We start from the raw sequence: 19,542 nt of genomic DNA, 5'->3' as shown, positions 1-19,542 counted from the left end.
ACCGCGACAATTCAACGGGTAATCCAGCGCGATAAAGCGCCTTTAATAACCGCTCACCAAGACAAAAATGTGCGGCCAGTGCCGCACATTTTTTAGCCTCAATGATTATGCTTGATCATCATCAAGCGGAGCCTCAGGACTCTCTGGTGTTTCAGGGTTATCCGGTGCGTCATCCACAACCTCGACATCACCCTCAACGACCTCAGTGTCAATTAGCTCATCGTCCGTTTCTTCCGGCTCTTCTATACGAGCCACACCGACAAGGTTTTCATCCTCAGCCACCCGTATCACTCGGACCCCCTGAGTGTTACGACCTAAGACAGAGATCTCATCGCTGCGAGTACGTACCAATGTGCCCTGATCACTGATCAGCATCACATCATCGCCTTCAAACATCTGCACTGCACCGATCAACTCACCGTTACGGTCGGTGCACTGCATGGCGATAACGCCCTGACCACCACGACCATAGGTCGGAAAGTCTTCAACCGCGGTCTGCTTACCATAACCATTAATACTGGTAGTCAGAATGCGGCCATGCTCTTGTGGGATAATCAGCGAGATAACCTTCGCATCTTGCGCTAGTTTAATACCACGGACACCACGAGCGGTACGCCCCATAGGTCGTACATCATCTTCGGCAAACCGAATCGATTTACCCTGGCTAGACACCAGCATCACTTCGGCAGTGCCATCGGTAATCGCTGCACCGATCAAGGTATCACCCTCATCCAATGCCAACGCAATCAATCCGGTAGAACGAGGACGGGAGAAGTTAACCAGCGGTGTTTTCTTCACCGTACCATCGGCGGTCGCCATAAAGACATAATGCTCATCCGCATATTCATTTACCGGCAGAATGGTGGTGATACGCTCACCTTCCTGCAACGGTAGAATATTAATGATCGGACGGCCACGCGCTGCACGACTGGCTTGCGGAATCTCATACACTTTAAGCCAATACACTTTACCTAAGTTGGTAAAGCACAAAATAGTATCGTGGGTGCTGGCGATCAGCAGTTTCTCGATAAAGTCTTCATCTTTAACCGCTGTTGCCGACTTACCTTTACCACCACGACGCTGGGACTGATACATCGTCAGCGGCTGGGTTTTAGCATAACCGCCATGAGATATAGTCACCACCATATCTTCTTCGGCAATCAGATCAGCCACGGTAAAGTCTTGCTGCGACGCGATGATATCGGTGCGACGTTCATCACCAAACTCTTCGACGATCAGCTCTAACTCTTCACGGATCACTTCCATCAAACGCTCAGAGCTATTCAGAATCGCTAACAATTCGGCGATACGATCGAGCAATTCACGGTATTCAGCGATCAGCTTGTCATGTTCCAGACCGGTTAAACGGTGCAGACGTAACTCAAGAATCGCTTGCGCCTGGGCAGGAGACAGGTGATATACACCGTCATGCATGCCGTACTGTGCTTCAAGATCTTCTGGACGGCAGGCATTTTCACCAGCACGTTCCAGCATCACCGTCACATCACCGGGCTGCCACTCGGTCTCAATCAAACGCTCTTTCGCTTCAGCAGGGCTCGGCGAGCTCTTAATCATCTCGATAACAGCATCGATGTTAGCCAAGGCAATCGCCAAACCTTCCAGAATATGGCCCCGCTCACGCGCCTTACGCAGCAAGTAAACCGTACGACGGGTAACCACTTCACGGCGGTGACGGATAAAGCATTCGAGAATGGTCTTAAGATCGAGGGTACGAGGCTGCCCATCGACCAGTGCCACCATGTTGATACCAAACACGTTTTGCAGCTGGGTCTGAATAAAGAGGTTATTCACCACCACTTCAGACACTTCACCTTTACGCAGTTCGATAACAATACGCATACCATCCTTATCGGACTCGTCACGCAGTTCGGTGATACCTTCGAGTTTTTTCTCTTTAACCAGCTCGGCAATCTTTTCGATCAATCGAGCTTTATTCACCTGATAAGGGATCTCGGTGAAGATAATCGATTCTTTACCGTTCTTATCATTGGTTTCAATATGATATTTGGCGCGCAGATAGATGCGTCCACGACCGGTTTGATAGGCTTGAAGAATACCGGCCCGACCATTAATAATAGCGCCGGTTGGGAAGTCAGGGGCAGGGATATATTCCATCAACCCATCGATACCCAGCTCGGGATTATCGATCAGTGCGATACAACCACGAACAATCTCACCGAGGTTGTGAGGCGGAATATTGGTCGCCATACCAACAGCGATACCGGCAGAACCATTCACCAGCAGCGTTGGCACTTTAGTCGGCAACACTTCTGGAATCTGCTCTGTGCCATCATAGTTCGGCACAAAATCAACGGTTTCTTTGTCTAGATCGGCAAGCAATTCGTGCGAAATTTTCGCCATCCGAATTTCGGTATAACGCATCGCCGCGGCTGAATCGCCATCGACCGAACCGAAGTTACCCTGACCATCAACCAGCATATAACGCATCGAGAACGGCTGAGCCATCCGTACAATGGTGTCATAAACAGCACTATCACCATGCGGGTGATATTTACCGATGACGTCACCTACCACACGGGCAGATTTCTTATATGCTTTGTTCCAGTCGTTGTTAAGCTCGCTCATGGCGAACAACACCCGACGGTGTACAGGCTTAAGTCCATCTCGTACGTCTGGTAACGCACGCCCCACGATTACGCTCATCGCGTAATCCAGATATGACTGCTTCAGTTCATCTTCGATGTTAACTGGCAGAATCTCTCTGGCTAAATCACCCATAATAGCTCTGGCTATCCTTGAATCTGACTGCTGAGAATTAAGTGGTTAAACCCACCGTGAAAGCGGTAAACCCTAAGCCCTCGAGTATACCATAAAGAAATACCAATACTCTCGCAAAATTAAGGTCTTGGAGAGCTAAGTTGCGCTTCAGAGCAGTTCCTTACCGGCCATCCTGTATTCGCCCTTGCAGCGGTGCTAGAATGTCGCAGAATTATGACCTGACATGAGCTTTTGGCGCAGAATATGACACACACCCAGAACAACGCGGGCGCAAATATCGACCCCCAGGAAATTGCAAAATTCGAAGAACTGGCCAGCCGGTGGTGGGATCGTGACAGCGAATTTAAACCACTCCACGACATCAACCCGCTACGGGTCGACTTTATCGATCGGATAGCATCCCTGAGTGGTAAAAAAGTGCTTGATGTTGGTTGCGGTGGCGGCATTTTATCCGAAGCGATGGCCCACCGTGGCGCCGAAGTCACCGGCATTGATATGGGCGAAGCACCTCTTAAAGTGGCTAAGCTACACGGCCTTGAAAGCGGCGTTAGTGTTACGTACCGCCAAGTGACTGTCGAAGAACTGGCTACCGAGCAACCAGAAAGTTACGACATAGTCACCTGCATGGAGATGATGGAACATGTACCAGACCCATCCTCTATCGTGGACGCCTGTAGTCGACTGGTAAAACCCGGCGGCTATGTTATTTTCTCGACCCTAAATCGCAACCCGAAAAGTTATATGATGGCGATCGTCGGTGCTGAATACCTGTTAAAGCTGGTGCCCAAAGGTACCCACGATTTTAATAAGTTTATCCGCCCTTCCGAGCTTGCTAGCTGGATTCGCCAAAGCGGTCTAAACAGCGAGAAGATCACCGGCCTGACTTATAACCCGCTCAGCAAAAGCTACAAACTCAACGACAGAGACGTCGATGTAAACTATATGGTCGCCACTCGGAAACCCGGCTAAGTGATGAACACAGCACTACCTGAAGCGGTTTTATTCGACCTTGATGGCACACTGATTGATACCGCACCGGATTTTTATGCCGTCATCAATCAGCTATTAACAGAGCATCAACGACCGCCGATCAGTTATGAATTTCTCCGGCACTATGTCTCCAATGGTGCTCGAGCAATGGTAGGTGCAGCTTTTCAATTAGCGGAACAAGATGAACGCTATGACCAGCTTCATCCGCGAATGCTGGAACTTTATCTGCAACACCTCGGTATCGATACCAAACCCTTTCCGGGCATTCCCTCGCTACTCAGCTGGCTCGGCGAGCAACGGGTTCCTTGGGGCATCGTCACCAATAAACCCGAGTGCTATACCACACCGCTCATGGAAGGCCTTAATTTACAACCGCCCCCCGGCACCGTGATCTGCCCAGACCACGTACGAGATAAAAAGCCCCACCCAGAAGCGCTATTTTTAGCCTGCAAAGAACTAGGTTGCTCTCCAGAACGTAGCGTTTATATTGGCGATCATGCTCGGGATATTGAAGCAGGACGACGAGCAGGCATGCACACCATCGCCGCCAGCTATGGCTACCTTGATGAAGGTGAAGATATAAATAGCTGGAACAGCCATTTCCGGGTTGATCACGCTAGTGACATCCGCCCTATTTTAGAAACCCTTTATTGCGATCGCTAGCGATCAAACACAGGAGCAGCCATGTACGACTATCAGGCACCGGACAATTTACTCCAAGGCAAAATCATTCTAGTGACCGGCGCAGGAGACGGTATCGGACGTGCGGCCGCCCTTAGCTATGCCGCTCACGGTGCAACGGTCATTTTACTCGGCCGTACCGAAGAGAAACTTAATGCCGTCTACGATGAAATAGAGGCAGCGGGTTATCCACAGGCAGCCATTATTCCATTGAATCTAGAAACTGCTGGAGAGACCGATTTCGACCGTTTGGCAGCGATGCTAGAAGAGGAGTTTGGCAGAATCGATGGCATTTTGCATAACGCCAGCCTACTTGGCATACGGACGCCGATAGAAAGCTACGATCCAATCGTGTGGCAACAGGTGATGCAGGTGAACGTCAACAGCGCCTTTATGCTGACTCAGGCATTACTGTCCCTGACAAATGATTCAGAAGACGCATCTATTATCTTTACCTCTTCAGGTGTCGGCAGAAAAGGAAAGGCATTCTGGGGGGCTTATGCGGTGTCTAAATTTGCTACTGAAGGTCTAATGCAGGTTTTGGCCGATGAACTGGAACATAATCAAAATATTCGCGTTAATTCGATCAACCCAGGTGCCACCCGCACTAATATGAGAGTGAACGCCTATCCAGCCGAGAATCCGGAAAACAACCCTACTCCAGAAGAGATCATGCCACTGTATCTCTACCTGATGGGCCGTGATAGTCGTACCGTTACTGGGCAATCGATGAATGCACAGTAGCACACTTTAAAATTGGACAAAAAACGCAGCCTTATGAGATCACTTCACTTAGCTGCGTTTTTTTATTTAACGATCAGAGCGTTTTGGCCCTACCGATCGACGAGTCTTCTGTCGCTTAGTCCGTCGCTCAGCCACTTCTTGTTCTTTAACAGATAACGGCTTATTACGCTTTTGCTTCATATCCATCATACTGGAAAGCATATTGATCTCTTTCTGAGTCAACTCCTTCCAATGGCCAGCTTTGACTTCACTAGGAAGAAAGAACGGCCCATAACGAACACGTTTCAGTCGGCTAACCTGAACCTCTTGAGATTCCCAGAGGCGTCGCACTTCACGATTCCGGCCTTCCATGATACAAACGTGGTACCACTTATTCGCACCCTCACCATTAAAGAATTGCACATCGGTGAAACGCGCCATCCCATCCTCTAGCAACACACCTTTTTTAAGGGTCGCAATCATTGCTTCATCAACATTACCCAGAATACGCACTGCATATTCACGGTCAATATTGGCTGATGGGTGCATCAAATTATTCGCTAAATCGCCATCAGTCGTAAATAACAATAAACCGGAAGTATTGATATCCAAACGACCTACCGCAATCCAACGCCCCTGCTTTAGAGGCGGCAGATGATCAAAAACCGTTGAACGCCCTTCTGGGTCATGCCGAGTAGCGACCTCACCTAACGGTTTATTGTAAATAAGCACTCGACGTTCACTATCTCGGTCGAACACCATTTTCTTAGCTTCGCCGTCAACCTCTACCTCATCCCGAATCGAGATTCTGTCGCCGAGCGTTGCAACCTGACCATTCACACTAATACGGCCAGCTTCAATCCAACGTTCCATCTCACGACGTGAACCTAATCCGGAACGCGCCAAAACTTTCTGAAGTTTTTCGTCTATCACCGACGCATCCCCTTAATTAATTTAATTTTTAACGCCAAAAGATTAATGCTACAGCCGTTAACCTTCAAACAAACAAAAAGCCCTTCGACGCTGCGCCGAAGAGCTTTTTAATAATAACTGAAAGTGCTTATTAAATTAAGCAATCTTCCTTAGTCTTACCCTGAGCAAACGCTGCTTGGAATGCCGCTGGAGTACGCCCACGACCAGACCACTGATGTACTTCACCGTTTTCATCTGTCACCTGATACTTAGGCGCGACTTTTTTCTTAACAGGGGCATCAACCAGTGTCATCAAATCATCCAGACCAATGCCAGCTTCTTGCATACTCAGCTTAATCGCTTCGATTTTTTCAGTACGCTCGCGTTCAACAGCCTGCTGCTCTTCTTCATACGCCTGCTTTTCTTCCAGAATCTCTGTCAGATCGGCAATTGCCTTTTCAATATCCGCACTTGAAAGTTCGTGGCACTGTTTACGCAGTGAATTTTTGCGGGTAAGAAGTTTTACAAAGTCGGTCATTATTAATCACCAATGAATAAAAAAGTTTCAATACAGATGGATTATTGATTATGTCATGTGTTTTTTCAATAAAAAACTTATTAATTATATTTATTCAAAATCTGATACGTCACCGGCACCCCGCCGAATAATAACAGGCACATCATCCACTAAGTTAATAACAGAGGTGGCTTCCATACCACAATAGCCGCCATCAATTACCAAATCGACTTCATGCTGCAACAGATCTCGTATTTCATAAGGATCAATCAAAGGAAGCTCTTCACCGGGCATAATAAGCGAAGTACTCATAATCGGCTCGCCTAATGTTTCCATTAATTGCAACGCTATATTATTTTGCGGAATCCGCAGACCGATCGTGCGTCTTTTGGGATGTAATAATCGTCGCGGCACTTCGGTAGTTGCATTAAGAATAAAAGTATAAGCACCTGGCGTCATCGCTTTAAGCAGACGGTAAATTGAATTATCCACTTTCGCATAGGTACCGATCTCAGATAGATCGCGACACACCAAGGTAAAGTTGTGCTTATCGTCCAGTTTACGAATTCGCTTTATTTTCTCCACCGCCCCTTTATCACCAAGGCGGCAGCCCAGTGCATAAGCGCTATCGGTAGGGTACACAATAACACCACCTTTATTAATGATATCAACTGCTTGACTAATTAGACGTTGCTGAGGGTTATCAGGGTGGATCTGAAAAAGCTGGCTCACAAGAAAATCTTCTCTATAAGGTTATTTAATCTATTCTACTAAAAACCGAGTTAATGCTGAAGCAGTTTAGAAAGCACATGCTGATTCTGACTGCTGTAGCGCGGATATTTACCAATATCAGTCCAATGGAACTGCTTTTTATGGAAATCACTTCCTGCAGAAACCATTATATTAAATTTTGAGGCGAGTTTATCAAGCTGCAATAAATGACCTGGCTCAATACCTGGGTAACTTATTTCAATGGCATCACCACCTTGCTCGCAAAACCCACCCGTTAGTATCCTCACTTTGGTAAAGGTCATTTTATACTTTGTTGGATGCGCCAAAACAGCGAGACCTCCCGCTTGATGGATAATATCGATGCTTTCCTCCATGGTTGGCCACTCCGCCTTAACATCACCAACTTTACCCGCGCCTAAATAGCGGTTAAACGCCTGCACTTCATTTTTCACGACACCCGCTTCAACCATCGCCTGAGCAAAATGAGGTCGACCAACCTGTCCAGCCCCTGACAACTCTAGAACTCTAGGTAATAAATCAGGAATATTCCGTTTCATCAGCTTTTCATTAATCAGTCCGGCGCGCTGCAAACGTAACCGATCCACTTTTTCTAGATAGTCGCCCAATGCGGGATGATGCTCATCAAAACCAAGCCCAACAATATGCACCATATTACGACCCCATTCACAGGTCAGCTCAATACCGGCCAATACTTTGACATCAATATCCACCGCTGCCGCTCGCAGCTCAGCAATACCTGCAACAGTATCGTGGTCCGTAATGGCGAAGACAGCAACACCTCGCTCGAGGGCACCTTGCAGCAGTTCAGCAGGAGGTAATTCACCATCGGAGTAGCAAGAATGGCAATGAAGATCACTGAAAGGCAATTCCTCACCGCTTTCGGGTTTATAACTTAACTCGCTCACTCTATAATCACCCTACTTCCTAAACAAAAAAATGTTGTTATGAAACTACTTTTAGATTTTCTACCGGTCATTATCTTCTTTATTGTCTACAAAAGCACCGATGATATTATTCTAGCCACCGCTATTTTGATTCCGGCCACTCTGTTACAGATGCTTTATACGTGGTTTAAAACCCATAAAATCGAGACAATTCAACTGGTCACACTGGCATTAGTAGTGGTATTGGGCGGCGCAACCGTGCTATTTCAAGATAAAACCTTCATTCAATGGAAACCCACCGTCGTCACCTGGTTGTTCGCAGCGGCCTTCTTGGGCAGCCAGTTTATTGGCGAAAAAACCATTATTCAACGACTGATGAACGGGGCTATCGAGATGCCCAAATACGCTTGGAAACAATTAAACATTGCCTGGATCATTTTTTATGTGATTCTTGGGGCAATTAATCTCTATGTCGCCTACACTATGAGCGAAGAGACATGGGTTAATTTCAAGTTGTTTGGTATGCTCGGCCTAACAATGGTCTTTATTTTGCTTCAGGGCTTTTACATATCAAAGCATATGACCCCTGAGAGCAATAGCAACCAAAGCGATAACTAAGGATTGTAGAATGTTTTACGCTATTATCAGCGAAGATAAACCAGACTCACTGGAAAAACGTCTGGCAGTGCGGTCAGAGCATCTGGCTCGGCTCGAAGCTCTACGCGACCAAGGTCGGTTACTAGTGGCAGGCCCTCACCCAGCCATCGATAGCGAAGACCCCGGTCCAGCAGGTTTTACCGGCAGTCTAGTGATTGCAGAATTTGCCTCACTTGAGCAAGCTCAGGCTTGGGCAGATGAAGATCCCTATATAGATGCAGGTGTCTACCAACAAGTAATAGTAAAACCATATAAAAAAGTTTTACCATAAAAGCGATTTTTAGGTTTAAATACCTATATCAGAACACTCTGTTTAACTTAGGTTCAGGTTGAACTGGTATAAATAGATCAAAATTAAAACATAAGGATGTTTACGATGAAGAAACTAGCTCTTACAGCCGCTTTAGCTCTAACAATGGGCATTTCCGCTGTTGCCAATGCTCACCCAACTAACGCTGGTTATGCAACTAGCAGCAATGACACCGTCTGGAAAACCAGCTACGGCGAATGCTGGCAGCACGGTTACTGGACAGAAGAAGACAAAACCGTTGAGTGTGGCGCTGAAGCCGCTGCTCCAGCACCTGCTCCAGCTCCTGCACCAGCACCTAAAATGGTCATGAAAATGATCGATGTTGAAGAAAGCCATATTGTTTACTTCGACTTTGACAGCAGCAAAGTAACAGACGTTAGCGCTATCGTTAACTATGTTGGCTCTCTGGCTAAACTGAACAGCATTGAGCTGAAAGGTTACACTGACTCAATCGGTTCTAACGCTTACAACGATGCGCTGTCTCAGCGTCGTGTTGAAGCGGTTGACGCAGCTCTTGCTGCTGCCGGTATCGATACTGCAAAAGTAGTTACTTACTCTTTCGGTGAAGCAAACCCAGTTAAAGATTGTACTGATGCAGGTTCATCACGTAAGTCTTGCCTAGCAGAAAACCGTCGCGTAGAAGTTAATATCGACGGTCAAAAGCAAATTAAAGTACAGCAGTAATCACTGGACTCAAGAGCGTAACGACTTTTAATAGCCGTTACCTCTAATATAAACCGGCTAACGGTCATTGAAATATGACTGTTAGTCGGTTTTTTTTTGCAAATGACTCACACAAGACAATCGTCATAAATATTTTTACGTGCTACTAACTGATTGGAAAAAACTCCGTTAATAGGCACTTAGCAATACGCCTTGCCGATAGCTCTTCTCCAGAGTCACTTTTATTAAGTCACTCGCGAATTCAACTCCCCTCTGCCTCTCCTCTATCGACGCTGACATTTTTCTTAAAAAAGTAACCGCAACTCTACTCATAAAAGCATCACATCATTTTGCCTGCGGTTCATGCTTCATATAACAAAACACGAAATAGATTCGTAATTATCATTAATTCATCTGTTATTTATCATAATTGATTTAAAACCGTGTATTCATGAAATTTTTTTATTAAAATTCATAATTGAATTCAGCGTGAAAATAAAGCATGTGATTTGGATATATGAGTAAAAATAGAAAGGAAGCCGCGGATCAAGAAAACCTGCGCATTGGCCGTCAAATCCGAGATTTGCGTAAAGCAAAGAACATTACGCTAATTGATATGGCAGAACGTATTCAGCGATCAGTTGGCTATGTTAGTCAAGTTGAACGGGGCGTGTCATCGCTACCTATTCCAGTACTGCAAGCCATCAGTGATGTGCTAGGAGTGCAAATCAGCTGGTTCTTCCATTCAGATAGAGAAGTTCCACTGGATGAGCTTAATCATATTGTCCGCAAAGACTCTCGCCGCAGTTTAAATTTATCCGAAAGCGGCATCCGAGAAGAATTACTATCCCCACAACTGTCGGGGCAATTAAAAATGATTCTTACCACCTTTGCCCCAGGCATCAAAAATCGTGAGCCCCGTAAGATGAAAGGCGAAGAAGGTGGGGTGGTACAATCCGGCACCCTCTCCTTATGGATTGAGAATAACCACTTTATACTCAATGCGGGCGATAGTTTTACTCTGTACGGCGATGAAAATTACCGTGTTGGCAATGCGTCAGAAACAGAAGAAACCGTAGTAGTTTGGACAATTATCGGCGGCTACTAAATCGTCGCCACCATACAAAAGAGGTAAAAGAGGGTAAAAAGAACGAAGCATCACAACGTCTGCTTCATCCTCTATGATAAACATCTATCAGATAAAGAAGATTCAGTCGTTTGAATCTTCTTTTGTGCAGCTTATGTTTAGCGTTATTATTCGATAACACTGTGCTGTGCTGACGACAGTTCTAACCGTTGTGCTGATTCTAAGGTATGGCTGATCAGGGCATTAATTGTCATCGGCCCGACACCACCAGGTACAGGGGTTAGCGCGGCAACTCTTGCTTGCAACCCCGTCTTTTCGATATCACCCACACCACCAGCATGATAACCGGCATCGACCACCACGGCGCCATCTTTAATCCATTCTGCTTTTATCAACTCGGGTTGGCCCACGGCACCGACAACGATATCGGCTTGCGCCACCAGCGCTGCTAGATTTTCTGTTCTTGAATGGCAAATAGTGACGGTTGCATTGGCATTTAACAACATCGCCGCCATTGGCTTGCCTAAAATAGGACTACGACCTAACACGACCGCATGCTTGCCAGAAAGCGCTATATCGTAATGCTTCAACAAGGTCATGATACCGGCAGGGGTTGCCGAGCCAAAAGCAGGCTCTCCCATCGCCATCAAACCGAAGCCTTGAGTGGTTACCCCATCAACATCTTTCTCGATAGCGATAGCATCAAAGCAGGCGCGCTCATCAATCTGTTCAGGCACCGGATGTTGCAGCAGGATTCCGCAAACCTCTGCATCGTTATTTAGCTGGTCAATCTTTTCAAGTAACTCGTCTGTCGTCGTCGAGGCTGGCAAACTAATAAAGCGAGAGCCCATACCGACTCGAGCACAAGCATTAACTTTCATCTGCACATAGGTCGCGGACGAAGGATCATCACCCACCAAAATAGTTGCCAATACTGGCTGTAGGCCACCTTCATCCTGAAACTTTTTAACAGCGGCGTGTAATTGCTGCTCACGGCTTTTAGCCAGAGCCTTGCCGTCTAAAATCAATGCAGACATCCATCAAACCTCTTCATTATTCTTCGCTTACTAAAATCTAAATTAAAACTACCACACAGCTTATTTGAGTATATGTCTCTGGCCGTCATTAACGACTCTCTGCGACACTCATCGATAGGCTGTATGGTACGTTCTATTGTTTAGATGTCATAGTCGCGCTATTAACATTTAATTTTTTCCATGGCGGGGTCATAAAAGGAACGTAACGATGGTTTTACCGCATAACGCTCACACTCAACCTCTATCTCGAAATCAGTATTATCCAACCACTCCTTCGTCACACCTTCCTCATTGACAACATACCCCATCGCCACGGTTGCCCCGACGGTATGACCAAACATGCCGGCAGTGGTACGGCCAACAATCTTACCGTTCGCGTAAATAGGCTCTTCGTGATAACACAGAGGCTCGGGGTTCTCGAATAAAAACGCCACAAAACGCTTCTTCAAAGGGCCTGCCGCTTTCTGTGCTAGCAGTGCTTCTTTACCAATAAAGCCGCCTTCTTTTTCAAAGTCAGAGGCAAACCCTAGACCCGCCTCTAAAGCAGTATCCTCATCAGTAATGTCATGCCCCCAATGGCGATAGCATTTTTCCATTCGCAATGAATTCATGGTGTGATAACCATAAGGCTTAATCGCAAACTCTTCACCTGCTTCCATCAGCAACTCATATACGCTCGGAGCATATTCGGCGGGGATATATAACTCCCAACCCAACTCACCCACATAGGTGATACGCGATGCACGAACGATCGCGTAACCCAACTCAATTTCTTGGGAACTACCGAACGGAAAGCCTTCGTGAGACATATCGGCGTTAGTCAGTTTACTCAAGGTGTCACGGGATTTTGGTCCCATCACGGTTACCACCGCATAGGCCGATGTGACATCGATGAAGACGACCAACGCATTATCAGGTTTATTGCGGCGCAGCCAATCCATATCACGGGTTTGGCAAGCAGCACCGGATACCACTAAGTAACGATCCTGTGCTAACCGTGTCACGGTGACATCCGCTTCAATACCGCCACGCTCATTGAGCCATTGGGTATACACCATCTTACCCACTCTCACCGATACATTGTTGCTGCAAATTCGGTTCAGGAAGGCTTCTGCGTCGGGCCCTTCTATCTGATATTTAGAAAACGAACTCTGATCAATCACGCCAACCGATGTCCGTACGGCTTCATGTTCTGCGCGGTTATTGTCAAACCAGTTTTGCCGCCCAAAAGAGAGTTCATACTCTGCAGTTTGTCCTTCATTTGCAAACCAGTTAGCCCGTTCCCAACCACTTTCGACCCCAAATACAGCCCCCTGTGCTTTTAATTGCTCATGCAGGACTGAACGACGCACGCCCCGAGCCGTTTTAAACTGTTTAAAGGGAAAGTGTGTTTCATATAACAAACCTAGCGATTCAGTGGTCCGCTCTTCTAGATACTTTTGCGTACCTTGGAAGGGTAGGTTGCGGCGAATATCCACATCCCATAGATCCTGTGGTGCATGGCCGTTATGAATCCATTCGGCGAGCATCTTACCAGCACCACCTGCGGATTGAATGCCTACCGAGTTAAACCCAGCGGCAACAAAATAGTTACGCAACTCAGGCGCCTCACCCAAATGGTAACGATCATCCGGCGTAAAGGATTCTGGTCCATTAAAAAACACCTGCAAGCCGGTGCGTTCCAAAATCGGTAAGCGATGCATCGCCGCTTCTAGATAGGGCTCCAGATGTTCTAAATCGTCCGGGATCTGATCAAAGAAAAAGTCTTCTGGTATGCCTTTCATACCCCAAGGCTTGGCATTCGGCTCAAACATCCCAACCAATATCTTGCCGGCATCTTCTTTGTAGTAACAATAGCCATCCATATCACGCATCGTCGGTAAACCACGGGTGAGATCTGGCATATTTTCGGTGACGACATAAAAATGCTCCGCCGCATGCAAAGGCACATTCACACCCGCTTTACGACCAAACTCCCGAGCCCACATGCCGGAACAGTTAACAACGTATTCGGCATCGATATCACCCTGTTCGGTAATCACGCCTGCCGCTTTACCATCGCGTATTTTCATATCCAGCACTTTAACGCCTTCGATGATTTTGGCCCCACCCATACGAGCACCTTTAGCCAACGCCTGCGTAACGTCGACCGGATTAGTCATGCCATCCATCGGCAGGTGGATAGCACCCAGCACATCATCGACATTCATCAACGGCCAAAGCTCTTTCGCCTGTTCTGGCGAAATAACATCGCAAGGGAAACCGGCAACCTTCGCCATCGAAGCGCCGCGTTTCAACTCAGCTAAACGCTCACGGTTAGTCGCTATCGTCAGTGAACCGTTACGTACAAAGCCTGTACCTTGCCCAGTTTCAGCTTCCAGCTGGTCATACAAAGTCGCACTATAATTTGCCAGCATCGACATGTTATAGGTAGCCCGAAGTGTTGGCACTAACCCTGCCGCATGCCATGTTGTTCCACAGGTCAGTTGACGGCGCTCTAATAGCACGACATCAGTAAACCCAAGTTTAGTGAGATGGTAGGCCACGCTGCAGCCAATAATACCACCGCCAACAATAACTACCTGAGCAGACTTCGGTAGTTGAATGGATGATTGTTCCTTAGTCATTATGTTTCTCCAAAACCCGGCGACATTGGCTCAGGTTAAGCTGGTCAATTATTTAGCTGAAAACAACTGTCTTATTGCCGTGTACTAAAATACGATCCTCTAAGTGATGCCGTAAACCGCGCGCGAGCACTGTTTTCTCAACATCTTTACCCAATCGCACCAGATCATCTACCTTGTCACTGTGGGTAACACGCACTACGTCCTGGTCAATAATAGGGCCTTCATCCAACTGCTCCGTCACATAGTGACAGGTGGCACCGATCAGCTTAACGCCACGACGGGAAGCTTGATGGTAAGGCTTGGCACCGATAAAAGAGGGTAAAAAACTGTGATGGATATTGATCACTTTATGACGATATTTCTCACATAACACCTGAGGTAGAATCTGCATATAACGTGCAAGCACGATGCAGTCTGCCTGATATTGATCGACTAAACTTTCCACCTGTGCAAAGCCTGGTGCTTTATTGTCTTTATCAATCACAACATGGTGATAGGGTATGCCATACCACTCGACCAAGCCTTGCATATCGGTATGGTTAGAAATAACGCAACTGATTTCGCAGTCCAGGTCGTTACTTCTCCATCGATCGAGTAGATCTGATAAGCAATGACTCCCTTTACTCGCCATCACTATCACTTTCTTCGGCTGACTACTGTCGACGAGATTAAAGTTCATCTGACACTCTTCGATCATCGGCGCAAACTTTTCACGCAGTGTCTCGATACCAAATGGCAGGGAATCTGCTTGAACTTCAAAGCGTGAGAAAAACCGTTGGCTTTCGACATCGGAATGGTGAGCCGCCTCGGATATCCAACCACCATGCCGAGTAATCATTTCGCCGACGCGAGTAACAATACCAACTTGATCAGGGCAATCGAGAATTAAACGATATGTACGATTCATGCTATTTATCCTTAAATGCAGCAGCACTTTAAACCTCTAACGCTGCCACACCGTATAATTGATAAAACCAATTAGCTCAGTGATTGTTCAAGTTCAGGCACTGCCTCAAACAAATCCGCTACCAAACCATAATCCGCGACGCCGAAGATAGGCGCGTCAACATCTTTGTTAATGGCGACAATCACTTTAGAATCTTTCATACCGGCCAAGTGCTGAATCGCACCGGAAATACCCACCGCAAAATAAAGATCAGGCGCAACAATTTTACCGGTCTGACCTACTTGCATATCATTTGAGACGAAACCTGCGTCAACAGCAGCACGGGATGCACCCACCGCAGCACCGAGTTTATCGGCCACTTTCTCTAACATCGGGAAGTTATCACCACTTTGCATGCCTCGACCGCCAGAGATAATAATCGCAGCGGAGGTTAATTCAGGACGTTCAGACACCGTTTTCTCTTCACTCACAAAGCGCGACAGCTCATTGCTATGGGTTACGATGAAACGGTTCAGTTCGGCTGTTCCGCCCGTGGCAGCAACGGCATCGAATGCCGTACCACGTACGGTCAGCACTTTAATCGCATCACTGCTCTTAATCGTTGCCAAAGCATTACCAGCATAAATCGGACGCACAAAAGTGTCGGCATCAACGACTTCGATAATTTCAGATACCTGAGAAACATCTAACAACGCCGCCACCCGTGGCAACAGGTCTTTACCAAAGGTCGTGGCGGCACAAAGAATATGGCTATACGTCGCTTCATTAGTCAGCGCAATCACCGCAGGGGCAACACTTTCTGCTAATTGGCTGCTAAGCGTATCATCCTCAATCAGTACAACTTGATCGACAGCGGATACCTCAGCCGCCTGCTGAGCGACCCCTTCACATTGGCCACCAGCCACTAGAACAGTAATCAAAGATCCTGTTTTTGCTTTCAGCTCAACCGCCGCTTGCAAGGTATTCAGTGTAGCGGCGTTCAATTGTTCATTATTGTGATCGGCAATCACTAAAATAGAGGCTGTCATCTTAAAGTACTCCCGCTTCTGTTTTCAGCTTTTCAACTAACTCAGCAACACTGCTGACAATAACACCGGCTTGTCGCTCCGATGGGCTAACCACACTGAGGGTGGTGAGACGAGGCGTCACATCAACGTTCAGTTCTTCTGGGGATATCACCTCTAAAGGCTTACGCTTCGCTTTCATAATGTTCGGCAGAGAAGCAAAACGGGGCTCGTTCAAACGTAAATCAGTAGTAATGACCGCCGGCAAAGTCAACGCGACCTTTTGCAATCCACCATCGACTTCACGTGTTACCCGTAATTCACCATCTTTGAGCTCAATGTCAGAAGCAAATGTGCCTTGTGGCATATTGCCGATAGCAGCGAGCATCTGTCCTGTTTGATTATTGTCACTATCGATAGACTGCTTACCCAATACAACGAGGCCGCACTCTTCCTTTGCCACAATAGCGTTCAACAACTTGGCGACGCCTAACGGCTCAACTGCAAAATCAGTTTTAACCTGTACGGCCCGATCAGCACCTAGCGCCAGCGCTGTTCTCAGCTGCTCTTGGCAACGATCATCCCCAACGCTGACCACTAAAACTTCACTCGCAATACCCTTTTCCTTTAAACGAACCGCTTCTTCAACAGCAATTTCGCAAAACGGATTGATCGCCATTTTCACGTTAGCTAAATCAACATCGGAATTATCAGGCTTAACTCGTATTTTTACGTTGGCATCGACAACGCGCTTTATCGCGACCAGTACTTTCATTGTGACCTCAGCTAGGAAGTGGCTTAAAAATATGAAATGAAATTATAGTTAATATTTTCATATAGGTATTTATATATGTTTTTATATTCATGTCAACAATGCAAATAAAAAAATATTCATTTCCTAGCACGCAGATAAATCAGAGCAACCTATCCACTCAAATTTCCTGATGGTGTCCTTAGTTTATTGTTAGGAAAAGTAACAACATGGAAATTTTCCTCAATTGTCCATCCACAACGTCTGGGGCAGTATCGAATGAAGTTCATTTAATTTAATGATACTCACAGCCGATCCACTCAAGGTGAATCGAACCATCAAATTACACATTCGCACTAGCGATAATATCGAGGTAATTATGAAAGCGATCGTCTCTAACACATTAAAAACAATGACTTTAAGCGCTTCTGTCCTGATAGCAGGATCTGTGCTTGCGGCAGATAAGCCAGAGACCGTAACCGTTGGTTACTTCCTAGAATGGCCAACCGCTAACCAGATTGCGCAGATCGAAAAAACCTACGACCAAGCCATGGGCGTCAATATGGAATGGCGTGCATTCGACTCCGGCACCGCTATGTCAGCCGCGATGGCCTCCGGTGATGTCGATATGGCTTACTCACAAGGACTCGTTCCTTTCACCGTCGCCGTATCGCAAGGGTTGCCAATCACGATGGTAGGGATTGCCGTGTCTTATGCTGAAAACGATAACTGCGTTGTCAGTACTCACTCCGGTATCACCCAGGCTAATGCGAAAGAGCTTGAAGGCAAAAAAGTTGCCGTGCCTTTCGGTACTGTCGCACACTACAAAATGCTACGTATCATGAGCCACTTGAATGTTGATAGCACCAAGGTTCGCTTACTCGATATGGCACCGGCCGATAGTGCTGCGGCGATCGCTCGTGGTGATATCGCCATGGCGTGCGGCTGGGGTGGCGCACTGCGGCGCATGAAAAACTACGGCTCAGTGCTTATGACTGCCGCCGAACAGGAAGCATTAGGCATTCGGGTATTCGACGTTATTTCTACCAACAATAAGTTTGCCAAAAACAACCCAGAACTAATCACTCAATTTCTTCAAGTAACGAACGATTCAAATAGTGCTTATGCGCATGATCCAAAGAAATATCAGCCACTTATTGCTAAAGCTTCAGGTCTTGAAGTCGATGACGCCAAACAACTTCTAGCACTCTTTGATTTCCCCTTAAAAGAGCAGCAGTTATCTGAACAATGGCTGGGCGGGGCAGTGCAACAGTTCACCAAAGAAGTCGCTGATTTCTTTGTCTTGCACAATCAAATCCCTAAAGCACTACCCGACTATAGCGCCACCATTGATAGCCGCTTTTTTGAACAAGTAAAGTAAGCAGATCGGTCATAAAAAGCTAAATAAGGGCAGCAGATATCTGTTGCCCCACTCTTTATTTATTCTGATGCTTTAAGGAAATAGCGATGTCCGACCTAGTTATTAATGATGTCTCCATGGTATTTGAGACACCGAGTGGTGAGCAGGTTCATGCTCTCGAAAACGTCTCCTTTTCACTCAAACAGGGTGAGCTGTTGTCCATCTTAGGCCCGTCAGGTTGCGGTAAAAGTACACTATTAAATATTATCGCCGGCTTTCTCGCTCCGACACACGGCAAGGTTGTATTGGCATCAACAGAAATTCATGGCCCCGGTTCAGATCGCGGCATGGTCTTCCAACAGGGGGCTCTATTTGAATGGTTAACCGTCGCCGAAAACATAGGCTTCGGCCTCTCCATGAAAGGAACGCCCAAGTCTGAGATTAAGCAAACCGTCGATCACCTTTTAGAGACCGTGGGCCTGCACGATTTCGGTGAAAAAGCGACCTATGAACTGTCTGGCGGCATGCAACAACGGGTCGCCTTAGCACGCTGCCTTGCTAATGATCCTGATGTCATCCTGATGGATGAACCCCTCGGTGCCTTGGATGCGCTCACCCGTGAAAAGATGCAAGGCTTGGTGTTAAAGCTTTGGAAGGAAACTGGAAAAACGATCATCTTAATCACCCATAGTGTCGAAGAAGCCCTGTTTCTTGGTGAACGACTCTTCGTCATGGCGCCTCGACCGGGCCGTATAAAACAAGAATATACACTTCCCTTTGCTGAAGCCGGGGTAACGCAAGATCCTCGAGCAGTGAAAGCCGATCCAGCCTTTGGCGCTAAGCGAGAGGAGATTCTGAATATGATTTGGGAGATGGAAGAGGAAATTATGGGCCAGACTGAAACGGCAGGAGTCTAATC

The 19,542-nt window shown here is 46.8% G+C and carries 19 protein-coding genes; 9 read left to right on the top strand and 10 right to left on the bottom strand.

Features of this window, described 5'->3' with window-relative positions; genetic code table 11:
* Nucleotides 1–105: 105 nt before the first annotated feature.
* Nucleotides 106–2,760 carry a DNA gyrase subunit A gene (gyrA, locus tag KO512_RS06610; RefSeq protein ID WP_215951540.1) on the bottom strand — a complete coding sequence of 885 codons (2,655 nt, stop codon included), beginning with the start codon at nt 2,758–2,760 and terminating at the stop codon, nt 106–108.
* A 243-nt stretch (nt 2,761–3,003) separates the two neighbouring features.
* Here gyrA and ubiG point away from each other — a divergent pair, with 243 nt between their 5' ends.
* Genes ubiG through KO512_RS06595 form a run of 3 tightly spaced genes read left to right on the top strand, consistent with a single transcriptional unit; the run spans nt 3,004 to nt 5,175 of the window.
* Nucleotides 3,004–3,729: a bifunctional 2-polyprenyl-6-hydroxyphenol methylase/3-demethylubiquinol 3-O-methyltransferase UbiG gene (ubiG, locus tag KO512_RS06605; protein ID WP_215951539.1), complete on the top strand. Its 726-nt coding sequence runs from the start codon at nt 3,004–3,006 to the stop codon at nt 3,727–3,729.
* 3 nt (nt 3,730–3,732) lie between these two features.
* On the top strand, nt 3,733–4,413 hold the full coding sequence (locus KO512_RS06600; RefSeq protein WP_215951538.1) for an HAD-IA family hydrolase: 681 nt from the start codon (nt 3,733–3,735) through the stop codon (nt 4,411–4,413).
* Nucleotides 4,414–4,434: 21 nt separating this feature from the next.
* Nucleotides 4,435–5,175: a YciK family oxidoreductase gene (locus KO512_RS06595; protein ID WP_215951537.1), complete on the top strand. Its 741-nt coding sequence runs from the start codon at nt 4,435–4,437 to the stop codon at nt 5,173–5,175.
* Nucleotides 5,176–5,241: 66 nt separating this feature from the next.
* Here KO512_RS06595 and rluB read toward each other — a convergent pair whose 3' ends face one another.
* From rluB to KO512_RS06575, 4 genes are all read right to left on the bottom strand, one after another.
* On the bottom strand, nt 5,242–6,087 hold the full coding sequence (rluB, locus tag KO512_RS06590; protein WP_215951536.1) for a 23S rRNA pseudouridine(2605) synthase RluB: 846 nt from the start codon (nt 6,085–6,087) through the stop codon (nt 5,242–5,244).
* 130 nt (nt 6,088–6,217) lie between these two features.
* Nucleotides 6,218–6,604 carry an H-NS histone family protein gene (locus KO512_RS06585; RefSeq protein ID WP_215951535.1) on the bottom strand — a complete coding sequence of 129 codons (387 nt, stop codon included), beginning with the start codon at nt 6,602–6,604 and terminating at the stop codon, nt 6,218–6,220.
* A 90-nt stretch (nt 6,605–6,694) separates the two neighbouring features.
* Entirely contained in the window at nt 6,695–7,315 is a 621-nt protein-coding gene (locus tag KO512_RS06580) for an L-threonylcarbamoyladenylate synthase (RefSeq protein ID WP_215951534.1), read from the bottom strand.
* 50 nt (nt 7,316–7,365) lie between these two features.
* A complete protein-coding gene (locus KO512_RS06575; RefSeq protein ID WP_215951533.1) occupies nt 7,366–8,241 on the bottom strand; it encodes a PHP domain-containing protein in 876 nt (291 codons plus the stop codon).
* A 39-nt stretch (nt 8,242–8,280) separates the two neighbouring features.
* On the opposite strand from KO512_RS06575, the gene KO512_RS06570 reads away from it, so the two are divergent.
* From KO512_RS06570 to KO512_RS06555, 4 genes are all read left to right on the top strand, one after another.
* A complete protein-coding gene (locus tag KO512_RS06570; RefSeq protein WP_215951532.1) occupies nt 8,281–8,838 on the top strand; it encodes a septation protein A in 558 nt (185 codons plus the stop codon).
* A gap of 10 nt (nt 8,839–8,848) precedes the next feature.
* On the top strand, nt 8,849–9,148 hold the full coding sequence (locus KO512_RS06565; protein WP_215951531.1) for a YciI family protein: 300 nt from the start codon (nt 8,849–8,851) through the stop codon (nt 9,146–9,148).
* 105 nt (nt 9,149–9,253) lie between these two features.
* On the top strand, nt 9,254–9,871 hold the full coding sequence (locus KO512_RS06560; protein ID WP_215951530.1) for an OmpA family protein: 618 nt from the start codon (nt 9,254–9,256) through the stop codon (nt 9,869–9,871).
* Nucleotides 9,872–10,367: 496 nt separating this feature from the next.
* The gene (locus KO512_RS06555) at nt 10,368–10,958 is read left to right on the top strand and encodes a helix-turn-helix domain-containing protein (RefSeq protein WP_215951529.1); all 591 of its coding nucleotides are present in this window, start codon (nt 10,368–10,370) and stop codon (nt 10,956–10,958) included.
* 146 nt (nt 10,959–11,104) lie between these two features.
* Here the strand turns inward: KO512_RS06555 and KO512_RS06550 are convergent, their stop codons facing one another.
* The 5 genes from KO512_RS06550 to KO512_RS06530 form a co-directional block, all read right to left on the bottom strand.
* Nucleotides 11,105–11,974 (bottom strand): tetrahydrofolate dehydrogenase/cyclohydrolase catalytic domain-containing protein, encoded by an 870-nt coding sequence (locus KO512_RS06550; protein WP_215951528.1) that lies wholly within the window; start codon nt 11,972–11,974, stop codon nt 11,105–11,107.
* A gap of 161 nt (nt 11,975–12,135) precedes the next feature.
* Complete coding sequence (locus KO512_RS06545; RefSeq protein ID WP_215951527.1) at nt 12,136–14,601, bottom strand: GcvT family protein; 2,466 nt, start codon at nt 14,599–14,601, stop codon at nt 12,136–12,138.
* 52 nt (nt 14,602–14,653) lie between these two features.
* Nucleotides 14,654–15,508, bottom strand: coding sequence for a formyltetrahydrofolate deformylase (purU, locus tag KO512_RS06540; protein WP_215951526.1), 855 nt, complete (start codon nt 15,506–15,508; stop codon nt 14,654–14,656).
* Nucleotides 15,509–15,579: 71 nt separating this feature from the next.
* On the bottom strand, nt 15,580–16,536 hold the full coding sequence (locus tag KO512_RS06535; RefSeq protein WP_215951525.1) for an electron transfer flavoprotein subunit alpha/FixB family protein: 957 nt from the start codon (nt 16,534–16,536) through the stop codon (nt 15,580–15,582).
* A 1-nt stretch (nt 16,537) separates the two neighbouring features.
* Nucleotides 16,538–17,287 (bottom strand): electron transfer flavoprotein subunit beta/FixA family protein, encoded by a 750-nt coding sequence (locus tag KO512_RS06530; RefSeq protein ID WP_215951524.1) that lies wholly within the window; start codon nt 17,285–17,287, stop codon nt 16,538–16,540.
* Between the two features lie 355 nt (nt 17,288–17,642).
* Here KO512_RS06530 and KO512_RS06525 point away from each other — a divergent pair, with 355 nt between their 5' ends.
* Together KO512_RS06525 and KO512_RS06520 are read left to right on the top strand one after the other, a co-directional pair.
* Complete coding sequence (locus KO512_RS06525; RefSeq protein ID WP_215951523.1) at nt 17,643–18,644, top strand: taurine ABC transporter substrate-binding protein; 1,002 nt, start codon at nt 17,643–17,645, stop codon at nt 18,642–18,644.
* Between the two features lie 86 nt (nt 18,645–18,730).
* Nucleotides 18,731–19,540, top strand: a complete 810-nt coding sequence (locus KO512_RS06520) for an ABC transporter ATP-binding protein (RefSeq protein WP_215951522.1) — start codon at nt 18,731–18,733, stop codon at nt 19,538–19,540.
* Nucleotides 19,541–19,542: the final 2 nt, after the last annotated feature.

Source organism: Amphritea atlantica (assembly GCF_018860855.1).
GTDB lineage: Bacteria > Pseudomonadota > Gammaproteobacteria > Pseudomonadales > Balneatricaceae > Amphritea > Amphritea atlantica_A.
The sequence above is the reverse complement of the archived record's forward strand: the minus strand, read 5'-3'. Positions and strand labels throughout refer to the sequence as shown.

Excerpts from the sequence above, each read along its gene's own strand:
- gyrA (WP_215951540.1), bottom strand. The coding sequence starts at position 2,760 with ATGGGTGATTTAGCCAGAGAGATTCTGCCAGTTAACATCGAAGATGAA.
- ubiG (WP_215951539.1), top strand. The coding sequence starts at position 3,004 with ATGACACACACCCAGAACAACGCGGGCGCAAATATCGACCCCCAGGAA.
- KO512_RS06600 (WP_215951538.1), top strand. The coding sequence starts at position 3,733 with ATGAACACAGCACTACCTGAAGCGGTTTTATTCGACCTTGATGGCACA.
- KO512_RS06595 (WP_215951537.1), top strand. The coding sequence starts at position 4,435 with ATGTACGACTATCAGGCACCGGACAATTTACTCCAAGGCAAAATCATT.
- KO512_RS06585 (WP_215951535.1), bottom strand. The coding sequence starts at position 6,604 with ATGACCGACTTTGTAAAACTTCTTACCCGCAAAAATTCACTGCGTAAA.
- KO512_RS06570 (WP_215951532.1), top strand. The coding sequence starts at position 8,281 with ATGAAACTACTTTTAGATTTTCTACCGGTCATTATCTTCTTTATTGTC.
- KO512_RS06565 (WP_215951531.1), top strand. The coding sequence starts at position 8,849 with ATGTTTTACGCTATTATCAGCGAAGATAAACCAGACTCACTGGAAAAA.
- KO512_RS06560 (WP_215951530.1), top strand. The coding sequence starts at position 9,254 with ATGAAGAAACTAGCTCTTACAGCCGCTTTAGCTCTAACAATGGGCATT.
- KO512_RS06555 (WP_215951529.1), top strand. The coding sequence starts at position 10,368 with ATGAGTAAAAATAGAAAGGAAGCCGCGGATCAAGAAAACCTGCGCATT.
- KO512_RS06550 (WP_215951528.1), bottom strand. The coding sequence starts at position 11,974 with ATGTCTGCATTGATTTTAGACGGCAAGGCTCTGGCTAAAAGCCGTGAG.
- KO512_RS06545 (WP_215951527.1), bottom strand. The coding sequence starts at position 14,601 with ATGACTAAGGAACAATCATCCATTCAACTACCGAAGTCTGCTCAGGTA.
- purU (WP_215951526.1), bottom strand. The coding sequence starts at position 15,508 with ATGAATCGTACATATCGTTTAATTCTCGATTGCCCTGATCAAGTTGGT.
- KO512_RS06535 (WP_215951525.1), bottom strand. The coding sequence starts at position 16,536 with ATGACAGCCTCTATTTTAGTGATTGCCGATCACAATAATGAACAATTG.
- KO512_RS06530 (WP_215951524.1), bottom strand. The coding sequence starts at position 17,287 with ATGAAAGTACTGGTCGCGATAAAGCGCGTTGTCGATGCCAACGTAAAA.
- KO512_RS06525 (WP_215951523.1), top strand. The coding sequence starts at position 17,643 with ATGAAAGCGATCGTCTCTAACACATTAAAAACAATGACTTTAAGCGCT.
- KO512_RS06520 (WP_215951522.1), top strand. The coding sequence starts at position 18,731 with ATGTCCGACCTAGTTATTAATGATGTCTCCATGGTATTTGAGACACCG.